Source organism: Mangrovactinospora gilvigrisea, assembly GCF_001879105.1.
GTDB lineage: Bacteria > Actinomycetota > Actinomycetes > Streptomycetales > Streptomycetaceae > Mangrovactinospora > Mangrovactinospora gilvigrisea.
This window is the reverse complement of record NZ_MLCF01000046.1, coordinates 1-22,689: the sequence shown is the minus strand read 5'-3', so window position 1 is coordinate 22,689 and position 22,689 is coordinate 1. Positions and strand designations below refer to the sequence as shown.

Genomic DNA, 22,689 nt, shown 5'->3' with positions numbered 1-22,689 from the left:
TAGTGCAGGGACGAGACAAGAAGGACGGCAGCTCCTCGGCTGCCCAGGGCCCACGGCCGGGCGCACAGCGGCCCGCGGGGGCCTCCGCCGGCGCCCGCGAGGACGCCGCCGGCCCGGCCCGCCACCCGCGCGACGGGGAGGGCGCCGCCACCGGTGCGGCCGCCGTCCGGTCCGGGGGCTCCGGCTCCCACCGGCCGGTGGTCGTCACGGAGGCGGACCCGGGCAAGGCCCCCGGCCGGCTCGCCCTCCGCAACTGGCACATCCGCACCCGGCTGGCGGCCCTGCTGATCCTGCCGGTGATCGCGGCCATCGTGCTGGGCGCGCTGCGGATCCAGGACTCCATAACCACGCTCTCGAAGCTGAACAACGTCGCCAACCTGACGCAGCTGACCGAGCGCGCGCTGGACCTGGCCGCCGCCGTCCAGGACGAGCGGGACGTCAGCGCCGGCCCGCTCTCCCAGGACCCCTCGTCCGCCAAGAGCACCAGCAACCCCCGCGTGAAGAACGCCCGCTCGGCCACCGACACCGCCCGCGCCCAGTACGAGCAGCAGGTGGCGATCGTCAAGGGCGAGCACATGAACGGCGTCGACCAGTCGCTGGAGGCGGTCGAGCGGCAGCTGAACAGCCTGAAGGCGATCCGCGACTCGGCCTACGGCGGCTCCATCACCACCACGGTCAACTCGTACTCGACGATCGTCCAGTCGCTGTACACGCTCCCCCGCGACACCATCCAGGACGCCGGCGGCACCGGCCTGGAGACCACCACCCGCGCCATGCAGCTGTTCTCCAACGAGATGGAGTACGCCTCGCAGCAGCGCGCGATCATCGCGGGCGCGCTGGGCCGCAAGGCCTCCAGCAGCTCCGGGGTCCGCTCCCAGGCCTTCCCGACGAGCGAGCGCCAGGCGGCCCTGAACGCCAGCGCCTCGGAGGACGCGGCCAAGCAGGACTTCCGCAACGCCTACGGCTCCCGCGCCGACGAGCTGCTGCAGCCGCTGAGCGGCACCGCCAACCCGGCGGTCCAGCTGGTCGACCGCGACACCCAGAACATCCTCAACAAGCCCGGGTACTTCAACACCCTGAGCACCTCGTGGATGAACTGGTACGAGGAGGCCGGCGCCAAGATCACGATCATGCAGAAGATCCAGGACTCGCTGGTCTCCGACGTGAACCAGAAGGCCAAGGAGCTGCGCGCGTCCTCGCAGCGGTCCGCGATCATCAACTCGATCGTCATCGTGGCGGTGCTGCTCGTCGGCATCCTGGGCGCCCTCGCGGTGGCCCGCTCGATGGTCCGCTCGCTGCGCCGCCTGCAGCAGGCCGCCGAGGACGTGGCCGGCAACCGGCTGCCCCAGCTGGTCCGCCAGCTCGCCGACTCCGACCCGCAGGACGTCGACCTCACCGTCCGCTCCATCGGCCTCAACACCCGCGAGGAGTTCGGCGCGGTGGGCCGGGCGTTCGACGACGTCCACCGCGAGGCCGTCCGGCTCGCCGCCGAGCAGGCCATGCTCCGCGGCAACATCAACGCGATGTTCACCAACCTCTCGCGCCGCAGCCAGGGCCTGATCCAGCGCCAGATCACGCTCATCTCGGAGCTGGAGAGCCGCGAGGCCGACCCGGACCAGCTGGCCTCGCTCTTCAAGCTCGACCACCTCGCGACCCGTATGCGCCGCAACGGCGAGAACCTCCTCGTCCTCGCGGGCGAGGAGCCGGGCCGCCGCTGGACGCGCCCCGTCCCGCTGGTCGACGTGCTGCGCGCCGCCGCCTCCGAGGTGGAGCAGTACGAGCGCATCGAACTGGCCGCGGTCCCGACCGTGGACGTGATCGGACGCGTCGTCAACGACCTCGTCCACCTGCTGGCCGAGCTGCTGGAGAACGCCACCTCGTTCTCCAGCCCGCAGACCCGGGTGCGGGTCACCGGCCACGCCCTGCCGGACGGCCGGGTGCTGGTGGAGGTGCACGACACCGGCATCGGGCTGTCCGCCGAGGACCTCGCCGAGATCAACGAGCGGCTGGCCAACCCGCCGACGGTGGACGTCTCGACGTCCCGCCGGATGGGCCTGTTCGTGGTCGGCCGGCTGTCGACCCGGCACGGCATCCGCATCCAGCTGCGCCCCAGCGACTCGGGCGGCACCACCGCGCTGGTGATGCTGCCGGTGGACGTCATCGGCGGCGGCCGGCGCGGTCCGGCCGGACGCCCCGGCAAGCCGGGCGCGGTCGAGGGCGACGGCGGCCGTCCCCAGGGCCCCGGGGCCGGCGGCCTGTTGGGCGGCGGCGAGGCGGACCGGCGCGGGCAGATCCCGGCGGGCGGCGGACGCCGTCCGGCGGCCGGGCTGCCCTCCGGGCCGGCCGGCGGGAACGGCCCGCGCAGCGGGCTCGGCGCGCTGCCGCGGCGCGCGGGCGGCGGCGGTCCGGCCGAGGGCGCGGGCACGGGCGCCGGTTCCGGCGCCGGGATGCCCGGACGTCCGGCGGTGCCGCAGGTCCCGCAGATGCCGCAGCCGGGGCGGACCGGGGCGGGGCAGAACCCGCAGCGGCCGCAGATCCCCCAGGTGCCGCAGCGTCAGCAGGGGCAGCTGGGTCAGCAGGGCCAGCTGGGTCAGCAGGGTCCGGAGAGCACCCAGCAGAACCCGATGCCGGGGATCGGCGGCGGGCCGAACGCGCCGCGTCCGCAGGGCCCGGAGACCACCCAGCAGGGCGCGCTGCCGCGGATGCCGGAGCGCCGGCAGGCGCCGGACAGCACCCAGCAGAACCCGATGCCCGCGCCGCCGCAGGCGCCCCAGGCTCCGCAGCAGCCGCGCGGCCGCAAGCTCCCGCAGCCGCCGCTGGCCCCGCGCACCCCGCAGGCCGACGGCCTCGCCGGGCTGCGTCCCGACAGCGGCCGCCCGAGCGGCGAGTCCACCGGCGGCAGCGCGCTGCCGCCGCTGCCCGAGCGGGAGCAGGCGCCGCAGCAGCAGCGTCCGCAGTCGGAGATCCCGGCACAGCGGCAGCCGCAGCCCCCGGAGCCGCAGCCGGCGCAGGCCCAACCCCAGCCGCAACCCCAGCCGCAGGCGCATGCGCAGGCGGAGCAGCCGGCGGTGGACGACTACCTCACCGGCCCGGTGCGCCCGGGGCTGCCCGAGGAGCGCAGCCCCATCTTCGACCAGATGGAGGCCACCTGGTTCGGCAACGGCCCGGCCGCGGTGCCGCCGCCGGCCGCCCAGGCGCCGGCGCCCGCACCGGCTCCCGCCCCTGCTCCCGCGCCCGCACCCGCACCCGAGTCCTACGGGCAGCAGCAGACGTACGGGCAGGGCGTGTTCGAGCAGCCGCAGCAGGCGGAGGAGTACCGGCAGGACCTCTTCGCCCGGCGGCCGCGGCGCAAGGCGCCCGCCGAGCCGGAGCCCGGTGTCCAGCAGCCCGGCGTCCAGCAGGACGGCGACCCGCGGTTCGGCGCCCCCTACGGCGAGCCCGGCGCCGCGCCGGCGCCCGGCCGCCAGGACGGTCCCGTCGACGAGACGCTGCAGTTCGGCAGGATCGAGCAGCAGCGCCGGCAGGAGCAGGCCCCCGAGCCGGCGTCGGAGCAGCTGCCCTGGCGCGCCTCCGCGAACGACGAGCGCTGGCGGCGCGCCGAGCAGGTGCGCCGTCCGCAGGCCGACGGGACCACCACCTCCGGTCTGCCGCGCCGGGTGCCGCGCGGCAACCTGGTGCCCGGCGGTGCCGTCCAGCCCACGGAAAGCCCGGTGACCGGGCCCTCCGTCTCCCGCAGCCCCGAGGACGTCCGCGGTCGCCTGACCAATCTGCGGCGCGGCGTCCAGCAGGGCCGCAAGGCGACCGAGGGCAATGGCCCCAACCCCCCTCAGGAGCAGTAGTAGTGAGCCAGATGAGCCAGGCCGCGCAGAACCTCAACTGGTTGATCACGAGTTTTGTGGACAGCACCCCCGGGGTGTCCCACACCGTCGTGGTCTCCAGCGACGGGCTGCTGCTGGCCATGTCCGACGGCTTCCCGCGGGACCGCGCCGACCAGTTGGCGGCGGTCGCCTCGGGGCTGACGTCCCTGACCTCCGGCGCCTCCCGGATCTTCGAGGGCGGCGAGGTCACCCAGACCGTGGTCGAGATGGAGCGGGGCTTCCTCTTCATCATGTCCATCTCCGACGGATCGTCGCTGGCCGTCCTGGCGCACCCGGAGTGCGACATCGGCCTCGTCGGCTACGAGATGGCGCTGCTGGTCGACCGGGCCGGCGGCGTGCTGACCCCGGCCCTGCGGGCCGAACTGCAGGGGTCTCTGATGCACTGACAGACCTGCGCATCGCGCCGCACACGGCGAGGTGACACGTCGTTTACGGGGATGTGCCGACACAAGGGGCACCGAACAGGCGACAATCGATCGAACGGAAGAGCGGCGGTTCAGCGCTGAGCGGGCCGGGCGGGGACGACAAAGGAGACATGATGGCACCACCGCGTCTAACGGGTGACCCTTACGGTGACCCGCAGAGCGGGACCTATGCCGACGGTGCAGTCGGGGGGCCCGGGCCCCACCCGGGCGCGCCGTACCGGCCGGAGGTGCCGGGGGCTGCTCCGTACGGCGACACCTCGGGCGGCTTCGGCGGGCAGCACGCCGGCCACGGCATACCCCGCCAGGCGGGCCCCGTCTCGGGCTACGGCCAGCACGGCGTCGGCCACCCCGAGCACGGATCGGCGCCCTCCTACGACCCGTACGGCAACCAGCCGGCCGGCACCCCCGCGGCGCCCGGGGGCGTCCCGGGGATGGAGCACGGCGGCCCGGCCGGCGACGGCTACGAGGACGAGGGCCCCGAGGAGTCGCTCGTCCGCCCCTACGCCATGACCGGCGGGCGGACCCGCCCCCGCTACCAACTCGCCATCGAGGCGCTGGTGTCGAGCACGGGCCAGCAGCAGAACGGCCAGACGCTGCTGCCCGAGCACGCCCGCATCGTGGACCTCTGCCGACAGGTGAAGTCGGTGGCCGAGATCAGCGCGCTGCTGTCCATCCCGCTCGGGGTCGCCCGGATCCTGGTGGCCGACCTCGCCGAGGCCGGCCTGGTCGCCATCCACCAGCCGGGCGGGGCCGACGCCGGACAGCCGGACGTGACACTGCTGGAGAGGGTGCTCAGTGGACTTCGCAAGCTCTAGCGGCGCTGCCGCCGCGGGTTCGGCCGGTGCCGAGGCCCCCGCGGCGGCGTCGCCCACCACCAGCGCGAAGATCGTGGTCGCCGGCGGGTTCGGCGTCGGCAAGACCACGCTGGTGGGCGCGGTGTCGGAGATCAACCCGCTGCGGACCGAGGCCGTGATGACCTCGGCGTCCGCGGGCATCGACGACCTGACGCACGCTCCGGACAAGACGACGACGACCGTCGCGATGGACTTCGGTCGCATCACGCTCGACGACGACCTGATCCTCTACCTGTTCGGGACGCCGGGCCAGGACCGCTTCTGGTTCATGTGGGACGACCTGGTGCGCGGCGCGATCGGCGCTGTCGTGCTGGTCGACACGCGGCGCCTGGCGGACTGCTTCCCCGCGGTCGACTACTTCGAGAACAGCGGCCTGCCGTTCATCGTCGCGCTCAATGCCTTCGACGGGCAGCAGCCGCACTCCGTCGACGAGGTGCGGGACGCGCTCCAGATCGGGGCGGAGACGCCGATCATCACCACGGACGCGCGGCACCGCGCGCACGCCAAGTCGGCGCTGATCACCTTGGTCGAGCACGCGCTGCTGGCCCGGATGCGGTAGTCGGCGGACGCGGGGCGCAGGAGCCGACTCGCAGGTAACGGTTCAGGGGCGGTGGGCGGAGGGTTCCTTACGGTCCGCTCACCCGGGGTGGCGCTGCGGCGATGTGCGGGCGCGTTACCTCCCGGCGTGAGGGTCAATGTCCGTTTCTCCGGGGAGAAGTGAGGAAGCGCACAATGTTTGTTCCGCGCCGCCGCGCATGCTGAAATGCCGACCGGGACCACGCGAGTCGTCCCGGGGTGCCGTCGGTGGCGCCCCTGGCTGCCAAGAGGGTGTCGGTGTCGAAGGTGAGTCGCAACATCCCATCGGGGGCTGACACGGGAGACGGGCCACCGGCCGAACCCGTGCGCCGCCGTCGTATGGCCGTGCGGAACTGGCGGGTCACGACCCGCCTGGGCGTCATCATGGTGATCCCCGCGCTGGTGGCCCTCGTCTTCGTCGGGCTGCGCGTCAACGACCAGGTCCGGTCGGCCCGCGAGGCGTCCGACGCCGCCGACACCGCGCGGCTGGTGCAGAGCGCCACCACGCTCGCCGACAAGCTGCAGACCGAACGCGACTTCGCGGCCTCCCACTTCACCGCCCACGACCGGCACTCCACCGAGGTGGACGACGCCTACGCGGCCACCGACGCCGCGGTACGGCAGTTCCACCGGGCGGCGGACGGCGCGCCGAAGGGCGACATCAACGTCCAGCAGCGGATCAAGACCGCCAACGCCCAGCTGGCCAAGCTCACCGCGGTCCGCAAGGCCTCCTACGCCGACCCCAAGCAGCCGCTGGCCACCCAGGTCGCCTACTCCAACCTCTTCGCGCCACTGCCGGCCTTCGACAACGACCTCGGCCTGCGCACCGGCACGGTGACGAGCCGGGCCCGCGCCATCTACGCGCTCTCCCTCACCAAGGCCTCGCTCTCCACCCAGCGGAACATCGTCTCCCGGGTGCTGGTGACCCATCAGGCCAGCCCGGACGAGATCGCCGGCATCCTGGCGAGCCGCCAGATCACCGACACCGCGCGCAACGAGTTCCTCACCGGCGCGCTGCAGTCGGACATCGCGCTCTACCAGCGCACCGTCCACTCCCCCGACATCGCCGCCACCACGCGCATGGAGAACATGGTGCTGGCCTCGGCGCAGGCGGGGAAGCCGGTGAGCGCGGGCACCCTCACCGAGCCCCGGTGGTTCGACACCTCCTCCACCGAGATCAACCAGATCCGGCAGGTGGAGCAGGAGGTCACCCGGCAGATCCTCGACGAGTCGGTGGCCACCAAGGACCGGGCGATCCGGGACGCGATCATCAGCTCCTCGATCGCCATCGGCGTGCTGCTGATCGGCGCCCTCTTCACCCTGGGCATCGCCCGCTCGATGGCCCGCGGGATGCGCACCCTGCGCCGCGGCGCCCTGGAGGTGGCGCAGCGCCGGCTGCCGGACCTGGTGGCCAAGCTGGCCGGCGGCGAGCCGGAGCGGGTGGACACCACGGTGGCGCCCATCCCGCTGCACAGCCAGGACGAGATCGGCGAGGTGGCGCGCGCCTTCGACGCCGTCCACCGGGAGGCGGTCCGCCTCGCCGGCGAGCAGGCGCTGATGCGCGGCAACATCAACTCGATCTTCACCAACCTGTCGCGCCGCAGCCAGGGCCTGATCGAGCGGCAGCTGTCGCTCATCACCGACCTGGAGAACAACGAGAGCGACCCGGACCAGCTGTCCAACCTGTTCAAGCTGGACCACCTGGCCACCCGCATGCGCCGCAACGGCGAGAACCTGCTGGTGCTGGCGGGCGAGGAGCCCGGGCGGCTGTGGACGGAGTCCGTGCCGCTGGTGGACGTGCTGCGGGCGGCCGCCTCCGAGGTGGAGCAGTACGAGCGCATCATGCTGCGCGGCGTCCCGGACGCGGAGATCGCCGGGCCTGCCGTCAACGACCTCGTCCATCTGCTGGCCGAGCTGCTGGAGAACGCCACCGCCTTCTCCAGCCCCAACACCAATGTGCGGATCACCGGGACCCGGCTGCAGGACGGCCGGGTGCTGGTGGAGATCCACGACGAGGGCATCGGCCTCACCGAGGACGACTTCAACCGGATCAACGAGCGGCTCTCCCGGCCACCGGTCGTGGACGTGGCCGTCTCGCAGCGGATGGGCCTGTTCGTGGTCGGCCGGCTGGCCGCCCGCCACGGGGTGCGCGTCCAGCTGCGCGCCTCGGCGGACAGCCCCGGCACCACCTCGCTGGTGATGCTGCCCGAGCAGATCACCCGGCTCGCGGCGGACGACGGGCCCGAGGAGGAGTTCACCGTCTCCCGGATCATGGGCGGCCGGCACTCCGCCGAGCCGTCGGCGCCGGTGAGCCAGCTGGGCGCGGGGACGGCCGAGGCCGACATCCCGGACCTGGAGCGGCTCAGCCGGTCGCTGCGGCGGCAGTTGGGTTCGCTGCCGCAGGCGCCGGCGATCGAGGCGGGCATGCCGGACGCGGGCATGCCGGACGCGGGCCCAATGGACCAGGGACCGATGGGCCCGGCGGGCGGCGGGGCGCCGGGGATGCCCGGACTGCCGCGCCGGCAGATCGGGCCCGGCCCGCAGCAGGGCGGGCCGCAGCAGCCCCAGCTGCCGCAGGCTTCGCAGGCCCCGCAGATGCCCCAGGCGCCGATGCCCCAGGCCCCGATGCCGCAGGCGCCGCAGCCGCGCGTCCCGCAGCCGCAGCCGCCGCGGATCCCGCAGGTGCCGAGGATGGCCGAACCCGGCCAGCCGTACGGCGAGTCCGCCGAGCCGGACGGCCAGGCGGGCCCGGCGCCCAGCGCCCCCGCCGGACGGACCGACTCCGGCCTGCCGCGCCGCCAGCTCCCGCAGCGCGAGGAGCAGCCGTACGCCCCCGGACAGCCCGCCCAGTACCCCGAGTACACCCAGCAGCAGTACGCCGAGCAGCAGCCCTACGCCGCCCCGGCGCAGCCGGACGAGGCGCTTCCCGACTACTCCGGCTACTCCGCGCCGCAGCCCTACGAGGGCGGCGGCTATCCGGAGCCGGACTCGCGGCAGGCGCCGCAGTACCCCGCGCCCGATGGGCCCTATTCGACCCCGGATGCCTCCTACGCGCCGCAGGAGGGCCCCCACTCCCCCGGGACGGGTGCCTCACCTGCGTACCTGCCGGATCCCCAGAACGGCTATTCTGACGCCCCCGGATACTTCGAACAGCCGTACAACAGCGGAGAGTTCGACGGATTCGGGAACGGCCCCGCCGCCCCGGGCGGCCCGGTCGCAACCGGAATGATGCCGGAACCGCCCGCGCAGCAGCCGTCGCTGGAGGATGATGGTGCCGGTTCGGCAACGTACTCGGAGGACACGCAGGAGCAGACCGGCAGCTTGCCCCGCCGCACGCCGCGCGCGCAGCGCCCGCCGGGCGGCACGGCCCAGGCCAACGAGAACCAGCAGTACGGGCCTTCCGTATCGCGCAACCCGGACGCCGTCCGCGGTCGCCTGACCAATCTGCGCCGCGGCGTCCAGCAGGGCCGCCGGGCGAGCGAAGGCCACGGCCCCAACCCCCATCAGGAGCAGCAGTAGTGAGCCAGATGAGCCAGGCGGCACAGAACCTGAACTGGTTGATCACCCACTTCGTGGAAAACACCCCCGGCGTCTCCCACACCGTCGTGGTCTCCAGCGACGGGCTGCTGCTGGCCATGTCCGACGGCTTCCCGCGGGACCGCGCCGACCAGTTGGCGGCGGTCGCCTCGGGGCTGACGTCCCTGACCTCCGGCGCCTCCCGGATCTTCGAGGGCGGCGAGGTCACCCAGACCGTGGTCGAGATGGAGCGGGGCTTCCTCTTCATCATGTCCATCTCCGACGGCAGCTCCCTCGCGGTGCTGGCCCACCCGGAGTGCGACATCGGCCTCGTCGGCTACGAGATGGCGCTGCTGGTCGACCGGGCCGGCAGCGTGCTGACCCCGGCCCTGCGCGCCGAACTGCAGGGGTCGCTGCTGCACTGAGCGGGACGCAAGTGGCCCGGGGAAAGTGCGAGGAACCGCTCCGCACAGGGCCGGAACCTTTCCCCGGAACACCCGATATGGTTCAACCAGCTTGAGTTCCACGGCAGGTGACAGGTCATCGACCGACGGACACGGCACGCCGGCGCTGACGGGAGGCAGGCAGAGTGAGCGACTCGCACGAGGCCACCGGGCAGTTCGGCATGCCCTGGGGGACCTCGCAGGAGCCCCACGGCAGCACCTACGGCGGACAGCAGCCCGGCTACGGGCAGCAGCAGCCGGCCCCGCAGCCGCAGCAGCCGCAACCCGGGTACGGGCAGCAGCCCGGCTACGGGCACCCCGGCGGGTACCAGGACGGCGGCTACGGCGCGCCCGACTACGGGGCGCCCGACCCGGCGTACAACCCGTACCGCACGCCCCGCCCGGACGCGCAGCCCGGCGGGGTGCAGCCGGGGGCGGTGCCGCCGCAGGCGCACCCGTTCCCGCCGCAGCAGCCTCCCCACCAGCGGGAGCAGGCGCAGAAGGGCAGCCGGCAGGCGCTCGTCCGCCCCTACGCGATGACGGGCGGACGCACCCGCCCGCGCTACCAGCTCGCCATCGAGGCGCTGATCTCGACGACGGACCGGGCCGCGCAGGCACCCGGGCTGCTCCCCGAGCACCAGCGGATCGTCCACCTGTGCCAGCAGGTCAAGTCGGTGGCCGAGATCAGCGCGCTGCTCTCGATCCCGCTGGGCGTCGCCCGCATCCTCGTCGCCGACCTCGCCGAGGCCGGCCTCGTCGCCATCCACCAACCCGGCAGTACCGAAGCCGGACAACCCGACGTCACACTGCTCGAAAGGGTGCTCAGTGGACTACGCAAGCTCTAGGCCCACCGCGGACCCGGCTCCACCCCAGGCGGCCGCCTCGGCCGAGGGGGCCGCCCTGCCGGAATCGCCGACGACGAGCGCAAAGATCGTCATTGCCGGCGGATTCGGCGTTGGCAAGACCACGCTGGTCGGCGCCGTGTCGGAGATCAACCCGCTGCGGACCGAGGCGGTGATGACCTCGGCATCGGCGGGCATCGACGACCTGACGCATGCCCCGGACAAGACCACCACCACGGTCGCGATGGACTTCGGGCGCATCACGCTCGACGAGGACCTGATCCTCTATCTGTTCGGCACCCCCGGGCAGGACCGTTTCTGGTTCATGTGGGACGACCTGGTGCGCGGCGCGATCGGCGCGGTCGTGCTGGTCGACACCCGGCGGCTGGCGGACTGCTTCCCCGCGGTCGACTACTTCGAGAACAGCGGCCTGCCGTTCATCATCGCGCTGAATGCTTTCGACGGGCAGCAGCCGCACTCCGTCGACGAGGTCCGGGAGGCGCTGCAGATCGGCTCGGAGACGCCGATCATCGCGACGGACGCGCGGCACCGCGCGCACGCCAAGTCGGCGCTCATCACCTTGGTGGAGCACGCGCTGCTGGCCCGCATGCGCTGACTCCGCCCCGCCCTTCGCCCTCGTCCGGTCCTGCCGCGCAGGACCGGACGAGGGCGAAGTGCTTCAGTCCTCCGTGGTGAAGCCCGACTTCAGGAGCCCGTACGCGTAGGCGTCCTCCAGCGCGCGCCAGGACGCGGCGATGACGTTGGTGCCGAAGCCGACCGTCGACCACTCGGTGGTGCCGTCGCTGGTGTCGACGAGCACCCGGGTGACGGACTCCGTCCCCCGCCCCCCGTCCAGGATGCGGACCTTGTAGTCGACCAGGGAGAAGGACGCCAGCCGCGGGTAGATCCGCTCCAGCCCGGTGCGAAGCGCCCGGTCCAGCGCGTCCACCGGGCCGTTCCCCTCCCCCGTGGCGACGATCCGCTCGCCCTTCGCCCACAGCTTCACGGTGGCCTCGTTGTGGTGCCCCATCTCCCCGTTCACACCGGGGCGCTCCTCCACGATGGCCCGCCAGGACTCCAGCCGGAAGAAGCGCCGCGGCTCGTGCCCCTCGCCGTGCTCCGAGCGCTCGATCTCGTCCCGCAGCAGCAGCTCGAAGGAGGCGTCCGCGGCCTCGTAGGTGTAGCCGCGGTTCTCCCGCTCCTTGACCCGCGCCACGATGCGGCCCACCAACTCGCGGTCGTCGCCCAGGTCGTAGCCCAGCTCGCGGCCCTTGAGCTCGACGGAGGCCCGGCCCGCCATGTCGGAGACGAGCATCCGCATGCTGTTGCCGACCTGCTCCGGCTCGATGTGCTGGTAGAGGTCCGGGTCGACCTTGATCGCCGAGGCGTGCAGCCCGCCCTTGTGCGCGAACGCCGAGTGCCCCACGTACGGCTGGTGGGTCGACGGCACCAGGTTGACGATCTCCGCGATGGCGTGCGAGATCCGCGTCATCTCCGCCAGGCAGCCCTCGGGGAGGACCTGCCGCCCGAGCTTCAGCTCCAGGGCGGCCGTCACCGGGAAGAGGTTGGCGTTGCCGACCCGCTCGCCGTACCCGTTGGCGGTGCACTGCACATGCGTGGCGCCGGCCTCCACCGCGGCCAGGGTGTTGGCGACGGCGCAGCCGGTGTCGTCCTGCGCGTGGATGCCGAGCCGCGCCCCGGTGGCCGCCAGGACCTCCGCGACGGTCGCGTGCACCTGGGAGGGCAGCCGGCCGCCGTTGGTGTCGCAGAGGACGACCACGGAGGCCCCCGCGTCGTGCGCGGTGCGCACCACGTCCAGGGCGTAGCCGGGGTTGTCGCGGTAGCCGTCGAAGAAGTGCTCGCAGTCGACGAAGACCCGGCGGCCGGCGGCGGCCAGGTGCGCCACGGTGTCGCGGATCATGGCGAGGTTCTCGTCGAGGGTGGTGCGCAGGGCGAGTTCGACGTGCCGGTCGTGCGACTTCACGACGAGGGTGACGACCGGGGCGCCGGACTCCAGCAGCGCGGCGACCTGGGCGTCGTCGGCGACGTCGACGCCGGCGCGGCGGGTGGAGCCGAAGGCGACGAGGGCGGCGTGGCGCAGCGTCAGCTCGCCGTCCCGGGCGCGGGCGAAGAACTCGGTGTCGCGGGGGTTGGCGCCGGGCCAGCCGCCCTCGATGAAGCCGACGCCGAAGTCGTCCAGGTGGCGGGCGATCGCCAGCTTGTCCGCGACCGTCAGGTTGATGCCCTCGCGCTGGGCGCCGTCGCGGAGGGTGGTGTCGAAGACGTGGAACGAGTCGTCGGGGCTTCCGAGGGGGGTGGTGGGGGGCATGGGCACGTCCTAGCGGATAGCAAAAAGACCTCTCGCGGGTGCGAGAGGTCTGCGCGCGGGCTCGGTCGGAGGAGGGTGGTTACCGACGGCCGGCGCGCGAGCCGGTAATGGTCACGGCGTAGGGCACGGGGGCATTCTGCCACGGTGTTCCGGCTTGTGGGGCCCCGGTCTCAGTTTCCGGACGGGTGTCCGGTGGCTGCCGTTCGCCGGCCCTGCGCCGCGGCACCCCGCCCGGCCGGGCATCGCCCGGCCGCGGGGGCGCCGGAGGGCGGGGTTCAGGCGATGGGGTGGCGCCAGTTGTGGGGGTCGGGCGCGGCACCGGTCTGGATGTCGAGCAGCGCCTTGCGCAGCCGCATGGTGACGGCGCCCGCCTCGCCGCCGCCGACCGTCCAGTCCGCGTGGCGCGACTTCACGTCGCCGACCGGCGTGATGACCGCCGCCGTCCCGCACGCGAAGACCTCGCTGAGGCTGCCGTCCGCGTTGCCCTCGCGCCAGTCGTCCACCGAGATCTTGGCCTCCTCGACCGTGTAGCCGAGGTCGGCCGCCAGCTGCAGCAGCGAGTCGCGGGTGATGCCGGCGAGCAGCGAGCCGGAGAGCTCGGGGGTCAGGATGCGGGCGTTGGCGCCCTCGCCCTGCACGAAGTACAGGTTCATCCCGCCCATCTCCTCGATCCAGCGGTGCTCGTGGGCGTCCAGCCACACCACCTGGTCGCAGCCCTTCTCGGCGGCCTGCGCCTGGGCGATCAGCGAGGCTGCGTAGTTGCCCGCGCACTTGGCCTCGCCGGTGCCGCCGGGCGCCGCGCGGACGTAGTCCTCGGAGAGCCAGACGGAGACCGGCTTGATGCCGCCGGAGAAGTAGGCGCCGGCCGGGGAGGCGATGAGCAGGAAGCGGTACTCGTCGGCCGGCTTGACGCCCAGTCCGTTCTCGGTGGCGAACATGAACGGCCGGAGGTAGAGGCTCTGCTCGTCCTCGGTGGGCACCCAGGCGGCGTCCTGCCGGACGAGGGCCTCCACGGCGGCGACGAAGAGCTCCTCGGGCAGCTCCGGCATGGCCAGCCGGGTCGCGGAGTGCCGGAAGCGGCGGGCGTTGGAGTACGGCCGGAAGGTGGCGACCGAGCCGTCGGGCTGCCGGTAGGCCTTGAGCCCCTCGAAGATGGACTGGCCGTAGTGGATCGCCATGTTCGCCGGGTCGATCTGCATCGGGCCGTACGGCACCAGCTGGGCGTCGTGCCAGCCGCGGTCCCTGGACCACTCGATCGAGACCATGTGGTCGGTGAAGTACCGGCCGAAGCCGGGGTCGGCGAGGATCGCCTGCCGCTCGGCCTCGGGCAGCGGGTCGGCCGTCGGCCGGAGCGCGATCTCGAGATCGGCGGCGGTTGTTGCGGCGGAGTCAGTCATCGCTTGTGTCCTTCACCAGTGGTGGCTTCGGGCCGCACCGGTGACGCACATGCGTGGACGTCCGACTACCGCGGCCCATGGGAGGTGTATCACGACGGGCCGGGATGGGGCAGACCCCCGGGAGATCGTGAAGGCCATGCCTCCATGATCCCCCAGGGGCGCTGCCGCCGTGAGGGCGCCCGGCCCTAGCGGGCTACTCGGGCGGCGAGCGCGTCGCCGATCTCGCTGGTCGACCGGCCGGGAACACGCTCGGCGAGATCGGCCGCGACGGCCTCCTCGACGCGGACCGCCTCGGCGTCGTACCCGAGGTGGCGCAGCAGCAGGGCGACGGACAGGACGGAGGCCGTGGGGTCGGCCTTGCCCTGGCCGGCGATGTCCGGGGCGGAGCCGTGCACCGGCTCGAACATGGACGGGAACTCGCGGTCGGGGTTGATGTTGCCGCTGGCCGCGATGCCGATGCCGCCGGCGACGGCGGCGGCGAGGTCGGTGATGATGTCGCCGAAGAGGTTGTCGGTGACGATCACGTCGAACCGGCCGGGGTCGGTGGTGAGGAAGATCGTCGCGGCATCGACGTGCAGGTAGTCGGTGGCCACCTCGGGGAACTCGGCGGCGACCTGCTCGAAGGTGCGGCGCCACAGGTGGCCCGCGTACACCAGCACGTTGTGCTTGTGGACGAGGGTGAGCTTCTTGCGGCGCGACTGCGCGCGGCGGAAGGCGTCCCGGACGACGCGCTCGACGCCGTACGCGGTGTTGACGCTCACCTCGGTGGCGATCTCGTGGGGCGTGCCGACCCGCAGCGCGCCGCCGTTGCCCGTGTAGGGGCCTTCGGTGCCCTCGCGGACCACCACGAAGTCGATCTCGGGCTCGCCGGCGAGGGGCGTGGGGACGCCCGGGTAGAGCCGCGACGGGCGGAGGTTGACGTGGTGGTCGAAGGCGAACCGCAGCTTGAGCAGGAGGCCGCGCTCCAGGAGGCCGGACGGCACCGCGGTGTCGCCGGGGGCGGCCCCGACGGCGCCGAAGAGGATGGCGTCGTGGGCGCGGAGGGCCTCGAGGGTGTCGTCGTTCAGGACCTCGCCGGTGGCCTTCCAGTGGTCGACTCCGAGGGGGTACTCGGTGGTGTCCAACTTGGCGTCGGACGGGAGGGCGGCGCGGAGGGTCTTGAGGCCCTCGGCGACGACCTCGGGGCCGATGCCGTCGCCCGGGATGAGTGCGAGGTTGATACGCGACATGGCGTTCACGCTATACCTGGCGTCCGACCCTTGGGCGCGTTGTCCATATCTTGGTACAGCTGCCCGGCGTCCACCGTCACCGCCGCCCCTCGAAGGACGGCAACACCCCTGCACCCCGGCACCCCGCCCGGACGGCTTCGCCGTCCGAGGCGTGCGTGCCGCCGGGGGCGTCAGCGGTCGCGGCGGTCGAGGGCTCGCTGGAGGGCTTCAGCCAGTTCGCGGCGTTCTTCATCGCTCATGACAGCTGACCCTACGCCCGGTCCGCGTCGCTGTCCGTAGAGATACTGGGACTTCCTACTATGTGAGACGACTTTCGCCCGAACACCGCACCACGGACACCAAAGGCCCCGTCCGGCTCGCGTGTCGCCGGGACGGGGCCCCTGGAAGAGGGTGACGCCGTGTCACTCCGCCGGGAGGTGGACCGCGCGGGCGTACGCCGCGCCGACCTCCTCCGCGATCTCGCCCAGCACCTCGGACGGCACCGCCGTGTCCAGCGTCAGCGCGATCAGCGCCTCGCCGCCCTGCGCGCTCCGCGCGACCTGCATGCCGGCGATGTTGATGCCCGCCTCGCCGAGGATCCGGCCCAGCGTGCCGACCACGCCCGGGCGGTCCTCGTAGCGCAGGAACGCCAGGTGCTCGGTCATCGGCAGGTCCATCGAGAAGTCGCCGACGGCCACGATCTTCTGCTGGTGCTTCGGCCCGGCGAGCGTGCCGGCGACCGACACCTCCTCGCCGTCGGCGAGCACGCCGCGCACCGTCACCACGTTGCGGTGCAGATCGGCCGCCGCCGACGACTCGGAGCTGGTCGTCATCCGCACCTCGACGCCCCGCTCCTGGGCCAGCAGCGGCGCGTTGACGTAGGAGACGCTGTCCTCCACGATCTCGGCGAAGACGCCCTTGAGCGCGGAGAGTTCGAGCACCTTGACGTCGTGCTGGGTGAGCGGGCCGCGCACCTCGACGTCGAGGCGGACGGCCGCCTCGCCGGCGAGCGCGGTGAAGATCCGGCCCAGCTTCTCGGCGAGCGGCAGGCCCGGCCGGACATCCTCGGCGATCACGCCGCCCTGGACGTTGACCGCGTCCGGCACCAGCTCGCCGGCGAGCGCCAGCCGCACCGACTTGGCGACCGCGATGCCCGCCTTCTCCTGGGCCTCGGCCGTGGAGGCGCCCAGGTGCGGCGTCACCACCACGTTGTCGAGCTCGAAGAGCGGCGAGTCGGTGCACGGCTCGGAGACGTAGACGTCCAGGCCGGCGCCGGCGACGCGGCCCTCCTTGAGCGCGCTCAGCAGCGCCGCCTCGTCGACGATGCCGCCGCGGGCGGCGTTGACGATCCGCACTTCGGGCTTCACCTTGTGCAGCGCCTCGTCGCCGATGAGCCCGACGGTCTCCGGGGTCTTGGGCAGGTGCACGGTGATGAAGTCGGCGACCGCCAGCAGCTCGTCCATCGGGAGCAGCTTGACGCCCATCTGCGCGGCCCGCGCGGGCTGCACATAGGGGTCGTACGCGACGACGTTCATGCCGAAGGCGGAGAGCCGCTGGGCGACCAGCACGCCGATCCGGCCGAGACCGACCACGCCGACCGTCTTCTCCGACAGCTCGACGCCGGTGAACTTGGAGCGCTTCCACTCCCCCGCCTTGAGCGAGGCGGTGGCGGCGGGGATGTTCCGGGCGACCGAGACGAGCAGGCCGATGGCGAGCTCGGCGGCGGTGACGATGTTGGAGGTGGGGGCGTTGACGACCATCACGCCGGCCTTGGTGGCGGCGGGGACGTCCACGTTGTCGAGGCCCACGCCGGCCCGGGCGACGACCTTCAGGCGCCGGGCGGCGGCCAGCGCCTCGGCATCCACCTTGGTCGCGGACCGGATCAGAATGGCGTCGACGTCGGCGATGGCCGAAAGAAGCTCGGTGCGGTCTCCGCCGTTGCAGGACCGGATCTCGAAATCCGGGCCGAGGGCGTCGACGGTGGCGGGCGAGAGTTCTTCGGCGAGCAGGACTACGGGTTTGCTCACGACGGTTGCGTCCTCAATGTGTGAGATGCCGTTGGAGGAATCCTGGGGGTCGTCCTCGCTGACGGCCCGTTCGCTGGTACCGAGGGCAGGAGCAGGTCCCTGGAGTGACGCACGACGTTGTGAGCCGCGGACTTGCGCGACGAGTTTAGCGGCGCACGCGGGTGAGGTCACGGTTGCCATGGTGTGAGGTCCGCGTGAACTCCCGCGTACGCGGGGCGGACGCGCCGTGCGCGCCCGCCCCGGGCGCCGGGCCGTCCTACGACCCGGCGGAAACTGCAGCTCAGGCCTCGGAGTCGACCCAGCTCATCAGCTTGCGGAGCTTGGCACCGGTGGTGGCCAGCGTGCTCTCCTCGTCGGCCTTCTTGTACTCGTTGTACTTCTTGAGGCCGGAGTTGTACTCCTCCATCCACGTGTTGGCGAAGGAGCCGTCCTGGATCTCCGCGAGGATCTTCTTCATCTCGGCCTTGGTGGCGTCGGTGATGATCCGCGGGCCGGACTTGTAGTCGCCCCACTCGGCGGTCTCGGAAATCGACCAGCGCATCTTCTCAAGGCCGCCCTCGTACATCAGGTCGACGATGAGCTTCAGCTCGTGCAGGCACTCGAAGTAGGCGATCTCCGGCTGGTAACCGGCCTCGACCAGCGTTTCGAATCCGGCCTTCACCAGAGCGGAGGTGCCGCCGCAGAGCACCGCCTGCTCGCCGAAGAGGTCGGTCTCGGTCTCCTCGGTGAAGGTGGTCTTGATGGCGCCGGCGCGGGTGCCGCCGATGCCGGCCGCGTAGGAGAGCGCCAGGTCGAAGGCCTTGCCGGTGGCGTCCTGCTCCACGGCGACGATCACCGGGACGCCGCGGCCCTCCTCGTACTGACGGCGCACCAGGTGGCCCGGGCCCTTCGGGGCGACCATGCAGACGTCCACGTTGGCGGCCGGCTTGATGAAGCCGAAGCGGATGTTGAAGCCGTGCCCGAAGAAGACGGCGTCGCCGTCCTTGAGGTTGTCCTTGACGGACTCCTCGTAGACGCGGCCCTGGATCGGGTCCGGCACCAGGATCATCACGACGTCGGCCTCGGCGGTGGCCTCGGCGGGCGTCAGCACGCGGAAGCCGTCCTCCTCGGCCTTGGCCCGGGACTTCGACCCCTCGTGCAGGCCGATGCGGACGTCCACGCCCGAGTCGCGCAGGTTCTGGGCGTGCGCGTGGCCCTGGCTGCCGTAGCCGAGGACGGCCACCTTGCGGCCCTGGATGATGGACAGATCGGTGTCGGCGTCGTAGAACAGCTCGGCCACGGGGGTTTCTCCTTGGTGGTGGTTCTTCTGCGGTCTTGCGGTCGTGCGGTGGTACGGGGGAAGCCTAGAACTAGGCGGTGCGGTCCAGGGCGCGGAGCGAGCGGTCGGTGATGGACCGTCCGCCGCGGCCCAGGGCCACCTTGCCGGACTGGACGAGCTCCTTGATGCCGAACGGCTCCAGCATCCGGACCATCGCCTCCAGCTTGTCCGAGCTGCCGGTCGCCTCGATGGTCAGCGCCTCCGGGGAGACGTCCACGGTCTTGGCGCGGAACAGCTGGACGATCTCGACGATCTGCGAGCGGGTCTCGTTGTCGGCGCGGACCTTCACCAGCACCAACTCCCGCTGGACGGACGAGTCGTGCTCCAGCTCGACGATCTTCAGGACGTTGACCAGCTTGTTGAGCTGCTTGGTCACCTGCTCCAGCGGCAGCTCCTCGACGTTGACGACGATCGTCATCCGGGAGATCCGCGGATGCTCGGTCGGGCCGACGGCGAGCGAGTCGATGTTGAAGTTGCGGCGGGAGAAGAGCGAGGCGATCCGCGCCAGGATGCCCGGGGTGTCCTCGACGAGGACGGACAGCGTGTGCTTGGTCATGGCTCGTTAAGCCCCTACTCCTCGTTGTCGCCGAAGTCGGGACGCAGCCCGCGGGCGTACTGGATCTCGTCGTTGGTGGTGCCGGCGGCGACCATCGGCCAGACCATGGCGTCCTTGTGGACCACGAAGTCGATGACGACGGGTGCGTCGTTGAGCGACTTGGCCTTCTCGATGGTGGCGTCCAGGTCCTCGGGCCGCTCGCAGCGCAGCCCGTGGCAGCCCATCGCCTCGGCCAGCTTGACGAAGTCGGGGACCCGGACGGGCGAGCTGCCGTGGTTGGGCAGCGTCGTCTCGGAGTGGCGGCCCTCGTGGAAGAGCGTCTGCCACTGGCGGACCATGCCCAGCGCGCCGTTGTTGATGATGGCGACCTTGATGGGCAGGTCGTTGAGGGAGCAGGTGGTGAGCTCCTGGTTGGTCATCTGGAAGCAGCCGTCGCCGTCGATGGCCCAGACGGTGGCGTCCCGCCGGCCGGCCTGCGCGCCCATCGCGGCGGGGACGGCGTAGCCCATGGTGCCCGCGCCGCCGGAGTTGAGCCAGGTGCGGGGGTTCTCGTACTTGATGAACTGGGACGCCCACATCTGGTGCTGGCCCACGCCGGCGGCGATGACCGCCTCGGGGCCGGCCAGTTGGCCGATCCGCTCGATGACGGCCTGCGGGGAGAGCTGGCCGTCGGGGGCGTCCTCGTAGCCCAGCGGGTAGGTGGTGCGCCAGGCGTCCAGCTGCTCCCACCAGGCCGCGTAGTCGAACTGCTCGGCCGAGGCGTCCGGCTGCTGCTGCATCTTCTGGACGGCGACGATCAGGTCGGCGATCACCTCGCGGGCGTCGCCGACGATCGGCACGTCCGCGGTGCGGTTCTTGGAGATCTCGGCCGGGTCGATGTCGGCGTGGATCACCTTCGCCTCGGGGGCGAAGCCGTCCAGCTTGCCGGTGACGCGGTCGTCGAAGCGGGTGCCCAGCGCGATCAGCAGGTCCGACTTCTGCAGCGCGGTGACGGCGGAGACCGAGCCGTGCATGCCCGGCATGCCCAGGTGCTGGGGGTGCGAGTCGGGGAAGGCGCCGAGGCCCATCAGGGTGGTGACCACGGGGGCGCCGGTCAGCTCGGCGAGCACCTTCAGCTCGGCGGTCGCCTCGGCCTTCAGGATGCCGCCGCCCGCGTAGATGACGGGGCGCCGGGCGTCGGCGATCATCCGGGCGGCCTCGCGGATCTGCTTGGCGTGCGGCCGGGTGACGGGGTGGTAGCCGGGCAGGTGCTGCTCGGGCGGCCAGCTGAACGCGGCGGTCTTCTGCATCGCGTCCTTGGCGATGTCGACGAGGACCGGGCCGGGGCGGCCCGTGGAGGCGATGTGGAAGGCCTCGGCGATGGTGCGGGCGACGTCGGCGGGGTCCGTCACCAGGAAGTTGTGCTTGGTGACCGGCATGGTGATGCCGCAGATGTCGGCTTCCTGGAAGCCGTCGGTGCCGATCAGGTGGGTGGCGACCTGGCCGGTGATGGCGACGATCGGGACCGAGTCCATGTGTGCGTCGGCGAGCGGCGTGACCAGGTTGGTGGCGCCCGGCCCGGAGGTGGCCCAGCAGACCCCGACCCGCCCGGTGGCCTGGGCGTAGCCGGTGGCGGCGTGGCCGGCGCCCTGCTCGTGGCGGCAGAGGATGTGGCGGAGCTTGGTGGAGTCGAAGAGCGCGTCGTAGGCGGGCATGATCGCGCCGCCGGGGATGCCGAAGATGGTGTCGACGCCGACGCACTCGAGGGCGCGGACGAGCGCCTGTGCGCCGGTGAGCTGCTCGACGGTGCGCGCGGCGGGAATCGTCGCGGCGCCGGAGTGGGCGGGAGGCGCGGGGTGCGGCGCTGCCGGGGTGGGGCGGCGGGCCTGATCGTCGGTCATCTCTTGATCTCTCTTGATGGGGCGCTGTGGCAACAAAAAACCCCTCGTGCCGAGTGGCAAGCGAGGGGTAGCGCGTCGGCGGAGGAGCCCGCAGGAGGGGGGCTCGGGTCAGCCGGCGCGCTCACCAAGTACGAGAATTCGGGACTGCATGGCGCTAAACCTAGCCCTTCGGGGCGGGCCGGTGTCAAGTGGGTGGAACGCCCGTCTCACCTTTCGGACACCCGTTCAGCCGCTCCCGGACTCATCGATGGGCGGGCGGAGTGCCGGGTCGCAGCGGCGGCAGCAAGGCGGCGCGCGGCGCCGGAACGCGCGACGCCTGCGCCACGGCGGTGCGCAGCTCGTCCTCCGTCTGCGGCGCCCCGAAGAGCAGTCCCTGCGCGCGGTCGCACCCGAACTCCCGCAGCGCCGCGGCCTGCTCCGGCCGCGTCACCCCGTCCGCCACCACCAGCAGCCCCAGGCCGTGCGCCAGCTGCAGCACCGCCGCCGTCAGGGTCGGCAGCCGGGCGGCCTCCCGGCCGCCGAGCGCCGGGTCGGCGACCCGCCGCACCAGCCCGGCGTCCAGCCGCAGCTGGGAGAGCGGCCAGCGGTAGAGCGCCTCCAGCCCGGCCGCGCCGCCCGCCGTCCCGGCCGCACCGCCCGCGGAGGGGCCCGCCCACAGGCCGCCGAGGCCGATGCCGACGCCCGCCCGGTGCAGCGCCTCCACCGCCCCGGTGATGGCCACCAGGTCCGCCGGGGAGCCGCTGCCGACCAGTTCCAGCACCAGCCGCCCCGGCGGCAGCCCGGTGGCGTCCAGCGCGGAGCCGACCCGCTCGGCGAAGTCGGCCCGGCGCAGCGCGTCCGCCGCCAGACGGACCGTCACCGGAAGCTTCACCGAGGCCTCCAGACCGCGCCGGGAGGCCTCCTCGATGGCCCGGGCCGCCGCCCAGGCGCCCAGCTCGGCGGCGCGCTCCCCGGTCTCCGGGGAGCGCAGGAACTCGGCCGGGGTGAGCAGCGCGCCGCGCGCCGAGCGCCAGCGGACGCTCGCCTCCAGGGCGACGATCCGCGGCGGCCCGCCGGACTTCCCCAGCTCCACGACGGGCTGGTGGAGCAGGGCGAACTCGCCGTCCCGCAGCGCGGCGCGCAGCCGCCGGTCCAGCACGGTGCGGCGCAGCACGTCCGCGCGCATCTGCGGGGCGTACACCTCGACGCGGTTCTTGCCCTTGCTCTTCGCCCGGTACATAGCCAGGTCGGCGTTGCGCAGCAGCTCGCCCGGGGTGGTGCCGGCGGAGGCGAAGGCGACGCCGATGCTGGCCGCGACGGTCACCTCGGCGCCGGAGACCCGGTAGGGGCGGCGCAGCTGCTCCAGCAGCCGCTCGGCGATCTCCACCAGCTGGTTCTGCTCGACGTCCCCGCAGATCAGTGCCGCGAACTCGTCGCCGCCCAGCCGGGCGACGGTGTCGC

At 72.7% G+C, this 22,689-nt stretch carries 17 protein-coding genes; 9 read left to right on the top strand and 8 right to left on the bottom strand.

From position 1 onward, the window contains the following. Positions 1-2: 2 nt before the first annotated feature. From BIV57_RS10275 to BIV57_RS10240, 8 genes are all read left to right on the top strand, one after another. On the top strand, positions 3-3,839 hold the full coding sequence (locus BIV57_RS10275; protein ID WP_071656404.1) for a sensor histidine kinase: 3,837 nt from the start codon (positions 3-5) through the stop codon (positions 3,837-3,839). A gap of 11 nt (positions 3,840-3,850) precedes the next feature. After that, the gene (locus BIV57_RS10270) at positions 3,851-4,264 is read left to right on the top strand and encodes a roadblock/LC7 domain-containing protein (protein ID WP_071656418.1); all 414 of its coding nucleotides are present in this window, start codon (positions 3,851-3,853) and stop codon (positions 4,262-4,264) included. 152 nt (positions 4,265-4,416) lie between these two features. Beyond that, the gene (locus BIV57_RS10265) at positions 4,417-5,118 is read left to right on the top strand and encodes a DUF742 domain-containing protein (protein WP_175548722.1); all 702 of its coding nucleotides are present in this window, start codon (positions 4,417-4,419) and stop codon (positions 5,116-5,118) included. Beyond that, complete coding sequence (locus BIV57_RS10260) at positions 5,099-5,716, top strand: GTP-binding protein (protein ID WP_071656403.1); 618 nt, start codon at positions 5,099-5,101, stop codon at positions 5,714-5,716. Before BIV57_RS10265 ends, BIV57_RS10260 begins: the two co-directional genes overlap by 20 nt. A gap of 362 nt (positions 5,717-6,078) precedes the next feature. Continuing rightward, positions 6,079-9,252: a nitrate- and nitrite sensing domain-containing protein gene (locus tag BIV57_RS10255; RefSeq protein WP_175548721.1), complete on the top strand. Its 3,174-nt coding sequence runs from the start codon at positions 6,079-6,081 to the stop codon at positions 9,250-9,252. A gap of 8 nt (positions 9,253-9,260) precedes the next feature. Next, positions 9,261-9,674 carry a roadblock/LC7 domain-containing protein gene (locus tag BIV57_RS10250; protein ID WP_071656416.1) on the top strand — a complete coding sequence of 138 codons (414 nt, stop codon included), beginning with the start codon at positions 9,261-9,263 and terminating at the stop codon, positions 9,672-9,674. A 164-nt stretch (positions 9,675-9,838) separates the two neighbouring features. Next, positions 9,839-10,537 (top strand): DUF742 domain-containing protein, encoded by a 699-nt coding sequence (locus BIV57_RS10245; RefSeq protein ID WP_245797532.1) that lies wholly within the window; start codon positions 9,839-9,841, stop codon positions 10,535-10,537. Positions 10,538-10,592: 55 nt separating this feature from the next. Then, complete coding sequence (locus BIV57_RS10240) at positions 10,593-11,150, top strand: GTP-binding protein (protein WP_107409531.1); 558 nt, start codon at positions 10,593-10,595, stop codon at positions 11,148-11,150. Between the two features lie 63 nt (positions 11,151-11,213). Here BIV57_RS10240 and cimA read toward each other — a convergent pair whose 3' ends face one another. From cimA to BIV57_RS10225, 3 genes are all read right to left on the bottom strand, one after another. Next, entirely contained in the window at positions 11,214-12,863 is a 1,650-nt protein-coding gene (gene cimA / locus BIV57_RS10235) for a citramalate synthase (RefSeq protein WP_071656400.1), read from the bottom strand. Between the two features lie 275 nt (positions 12,864-13,138). Then, positions 13,139-14,260 (bottom strand): branched-chain amino acid aminotransferase, encoded by a 1,122-nt coding sequence (locus tag BIV57_RS10230; protein WP_071656399.1) that lies wholly within the window; start codon positions 14,258-14,260, stop codon positions 13,139-13,141. A 185-nt stretch (positions 14,261-14,445) separates the two neighbouring features. After that, positions 14,446-15,489 carry a 3-isopropylmalate dehydrogenase gene (locus tag BIV57_RS10225; protein WP_071656398.1) on the bottom strand — a complete coding sequence of 348 codons (1,044 nt, stop codon included), beginning with the start codon at positions 15,487-15,489 and terminating at the stop codon, positions 14,446-14,448. Between the two features lie 50 nt (positions 15,490-15,539). On the opposite strand from BIV57_RS10225, the gene BIV57_RS24575 reads away from it, so the two are divergent. Further along, positions 15,540-15,737, top strand: a complete 198-nt coding sequence (locus tag BIV57_RS24575; protein ID WP_139275574.1) for a hypothetical protein — start codon at positions 15,540-15,542, stop codon at positions 15,735-15,737. 153 nt (positions 15,738-15,890) lie between these two features. Here the strand turns inward: BIV57_RS24575 and serA are convergent, their stop codons facing one another. The 5 genes from serA to BIV57_RS10200 all read right to left on the bottom strand — a co-directional run. After that, on the bottom strand, positions 15,891-17,495 hold the full coding sequence (gene serA, locus BIV57_RS10220) for a phosphoglycerate dehydrogenase (RefSeq protein WP_071656397.1): 1,605 nt from the start codon (positions 17,493-17,495) through the stop codon (positions 15,891-15,893). A 280-nt stretch (positions 17,496-17,775) separates the two neighbouring features. Then, positions 17,776-18,774, bottom strand: a complete 999-nt coding sequence (gene ilvC / locus BIV57_RS10215; RefSeq protein WP_071656396.1) for a ketol-acid reductoisomerase — start codon at positions 18,772-18,774, stop codon at positions 17,776-17,778. A gap of 70 nt (positions 18,775-18,844) precedes the next feature. Continuing rightward, positions 18,845-19,369 (bottom strand): acetolactate synthase small subunit, encoded by a 525-nt coding sequence (gene ilvN / locus BIV57_RS10210; RefSeq protein ID WP_071656395.1) that lies wholly within the window; start codon positions 19,367-19,369, stop codon positions 18,845-18,847. A 14-nt stretch (positions 19,370-19,383) separates the two neighbouring features. Next, on the bottom strand, positions 19,384-21,249 hold the full coding sequence (locus BIV57_RS10205; RefSeq protein ID WP_071656394.1) for an acetolactate synthase large subunit: 1,866 nt from the start codon (positions 21,247-21,249) through the stop codon (positions 19,384-19,386). A 241-nt stretch (positions 21,250-21,490) separates the two neighbouring features. Then, the coding region (locus BIV57_RS10200) for a bifunctional diguanylate cyclase/phosphodiesterase (protein WP_139275572.1) at positions 21,491-22,689 on the bottom strand (1,199 nt) is incomplete at its 5' end.

Bases quoted from the DNA above. Each gene is read 5' to 3' on its own strand.
- ilvN (WP_071656395.1), bottom strand. From the start codon at position 19,369: ATGACCAAGCACACGCTGTCCGTCCTCGTCGAGGACACCCCGGGCATC.
- BIV57_RS10205 (WP_071656394.1), bottom strand. From the start codon at position 21,249: ATGACCGACGATCAGGCCCGCCGCCCCACCCCGGCAGCGCCGCACCCC.
- cimA (WP_071656400.1), bottom strand. From the start codon at position 12,863: ATGCCCCCCACCACCCCCCTCGGAAGCCCCGACGACTCGTTCCACGTC.
- BIV57_RS10265 (WP_175548722.1), top strand. From the start codon at position 4,417: ATGGCACCACCGCGTCTAACGGGTGACCCTTACGGTGACCCGCAGAGC.
- BIV57_RS10270 (WP_071656418.1), top strand. From the start codon at position 3,851: ATGAGCCAGGCCGCGCAGAACCTCAACTGGTTGATCACGAGTTTTGTG.
- BIV57_RS10250 (WP_071656416.1), top strand. From the start codon at position 9,261: ATGAGCCAGGCGGCACAGAACCTGAACTGGTTGATCACCCACTTCGTG.
- BIV57_RS10230 (WP_071656399.1), bottom strand. From the start codon at position 14,260: ATGACTGACTCCGCCGCAACAACCGCCGCCGATCTCGAGATCGCGCTC.
- BIV57_RS10225 (WP_071656398.1), bottom strand. From the start codon at position 15,489: ATGTCGCGTATCAACCTCGCACTCATCCCGGGCGACGGCATCGGCCCC.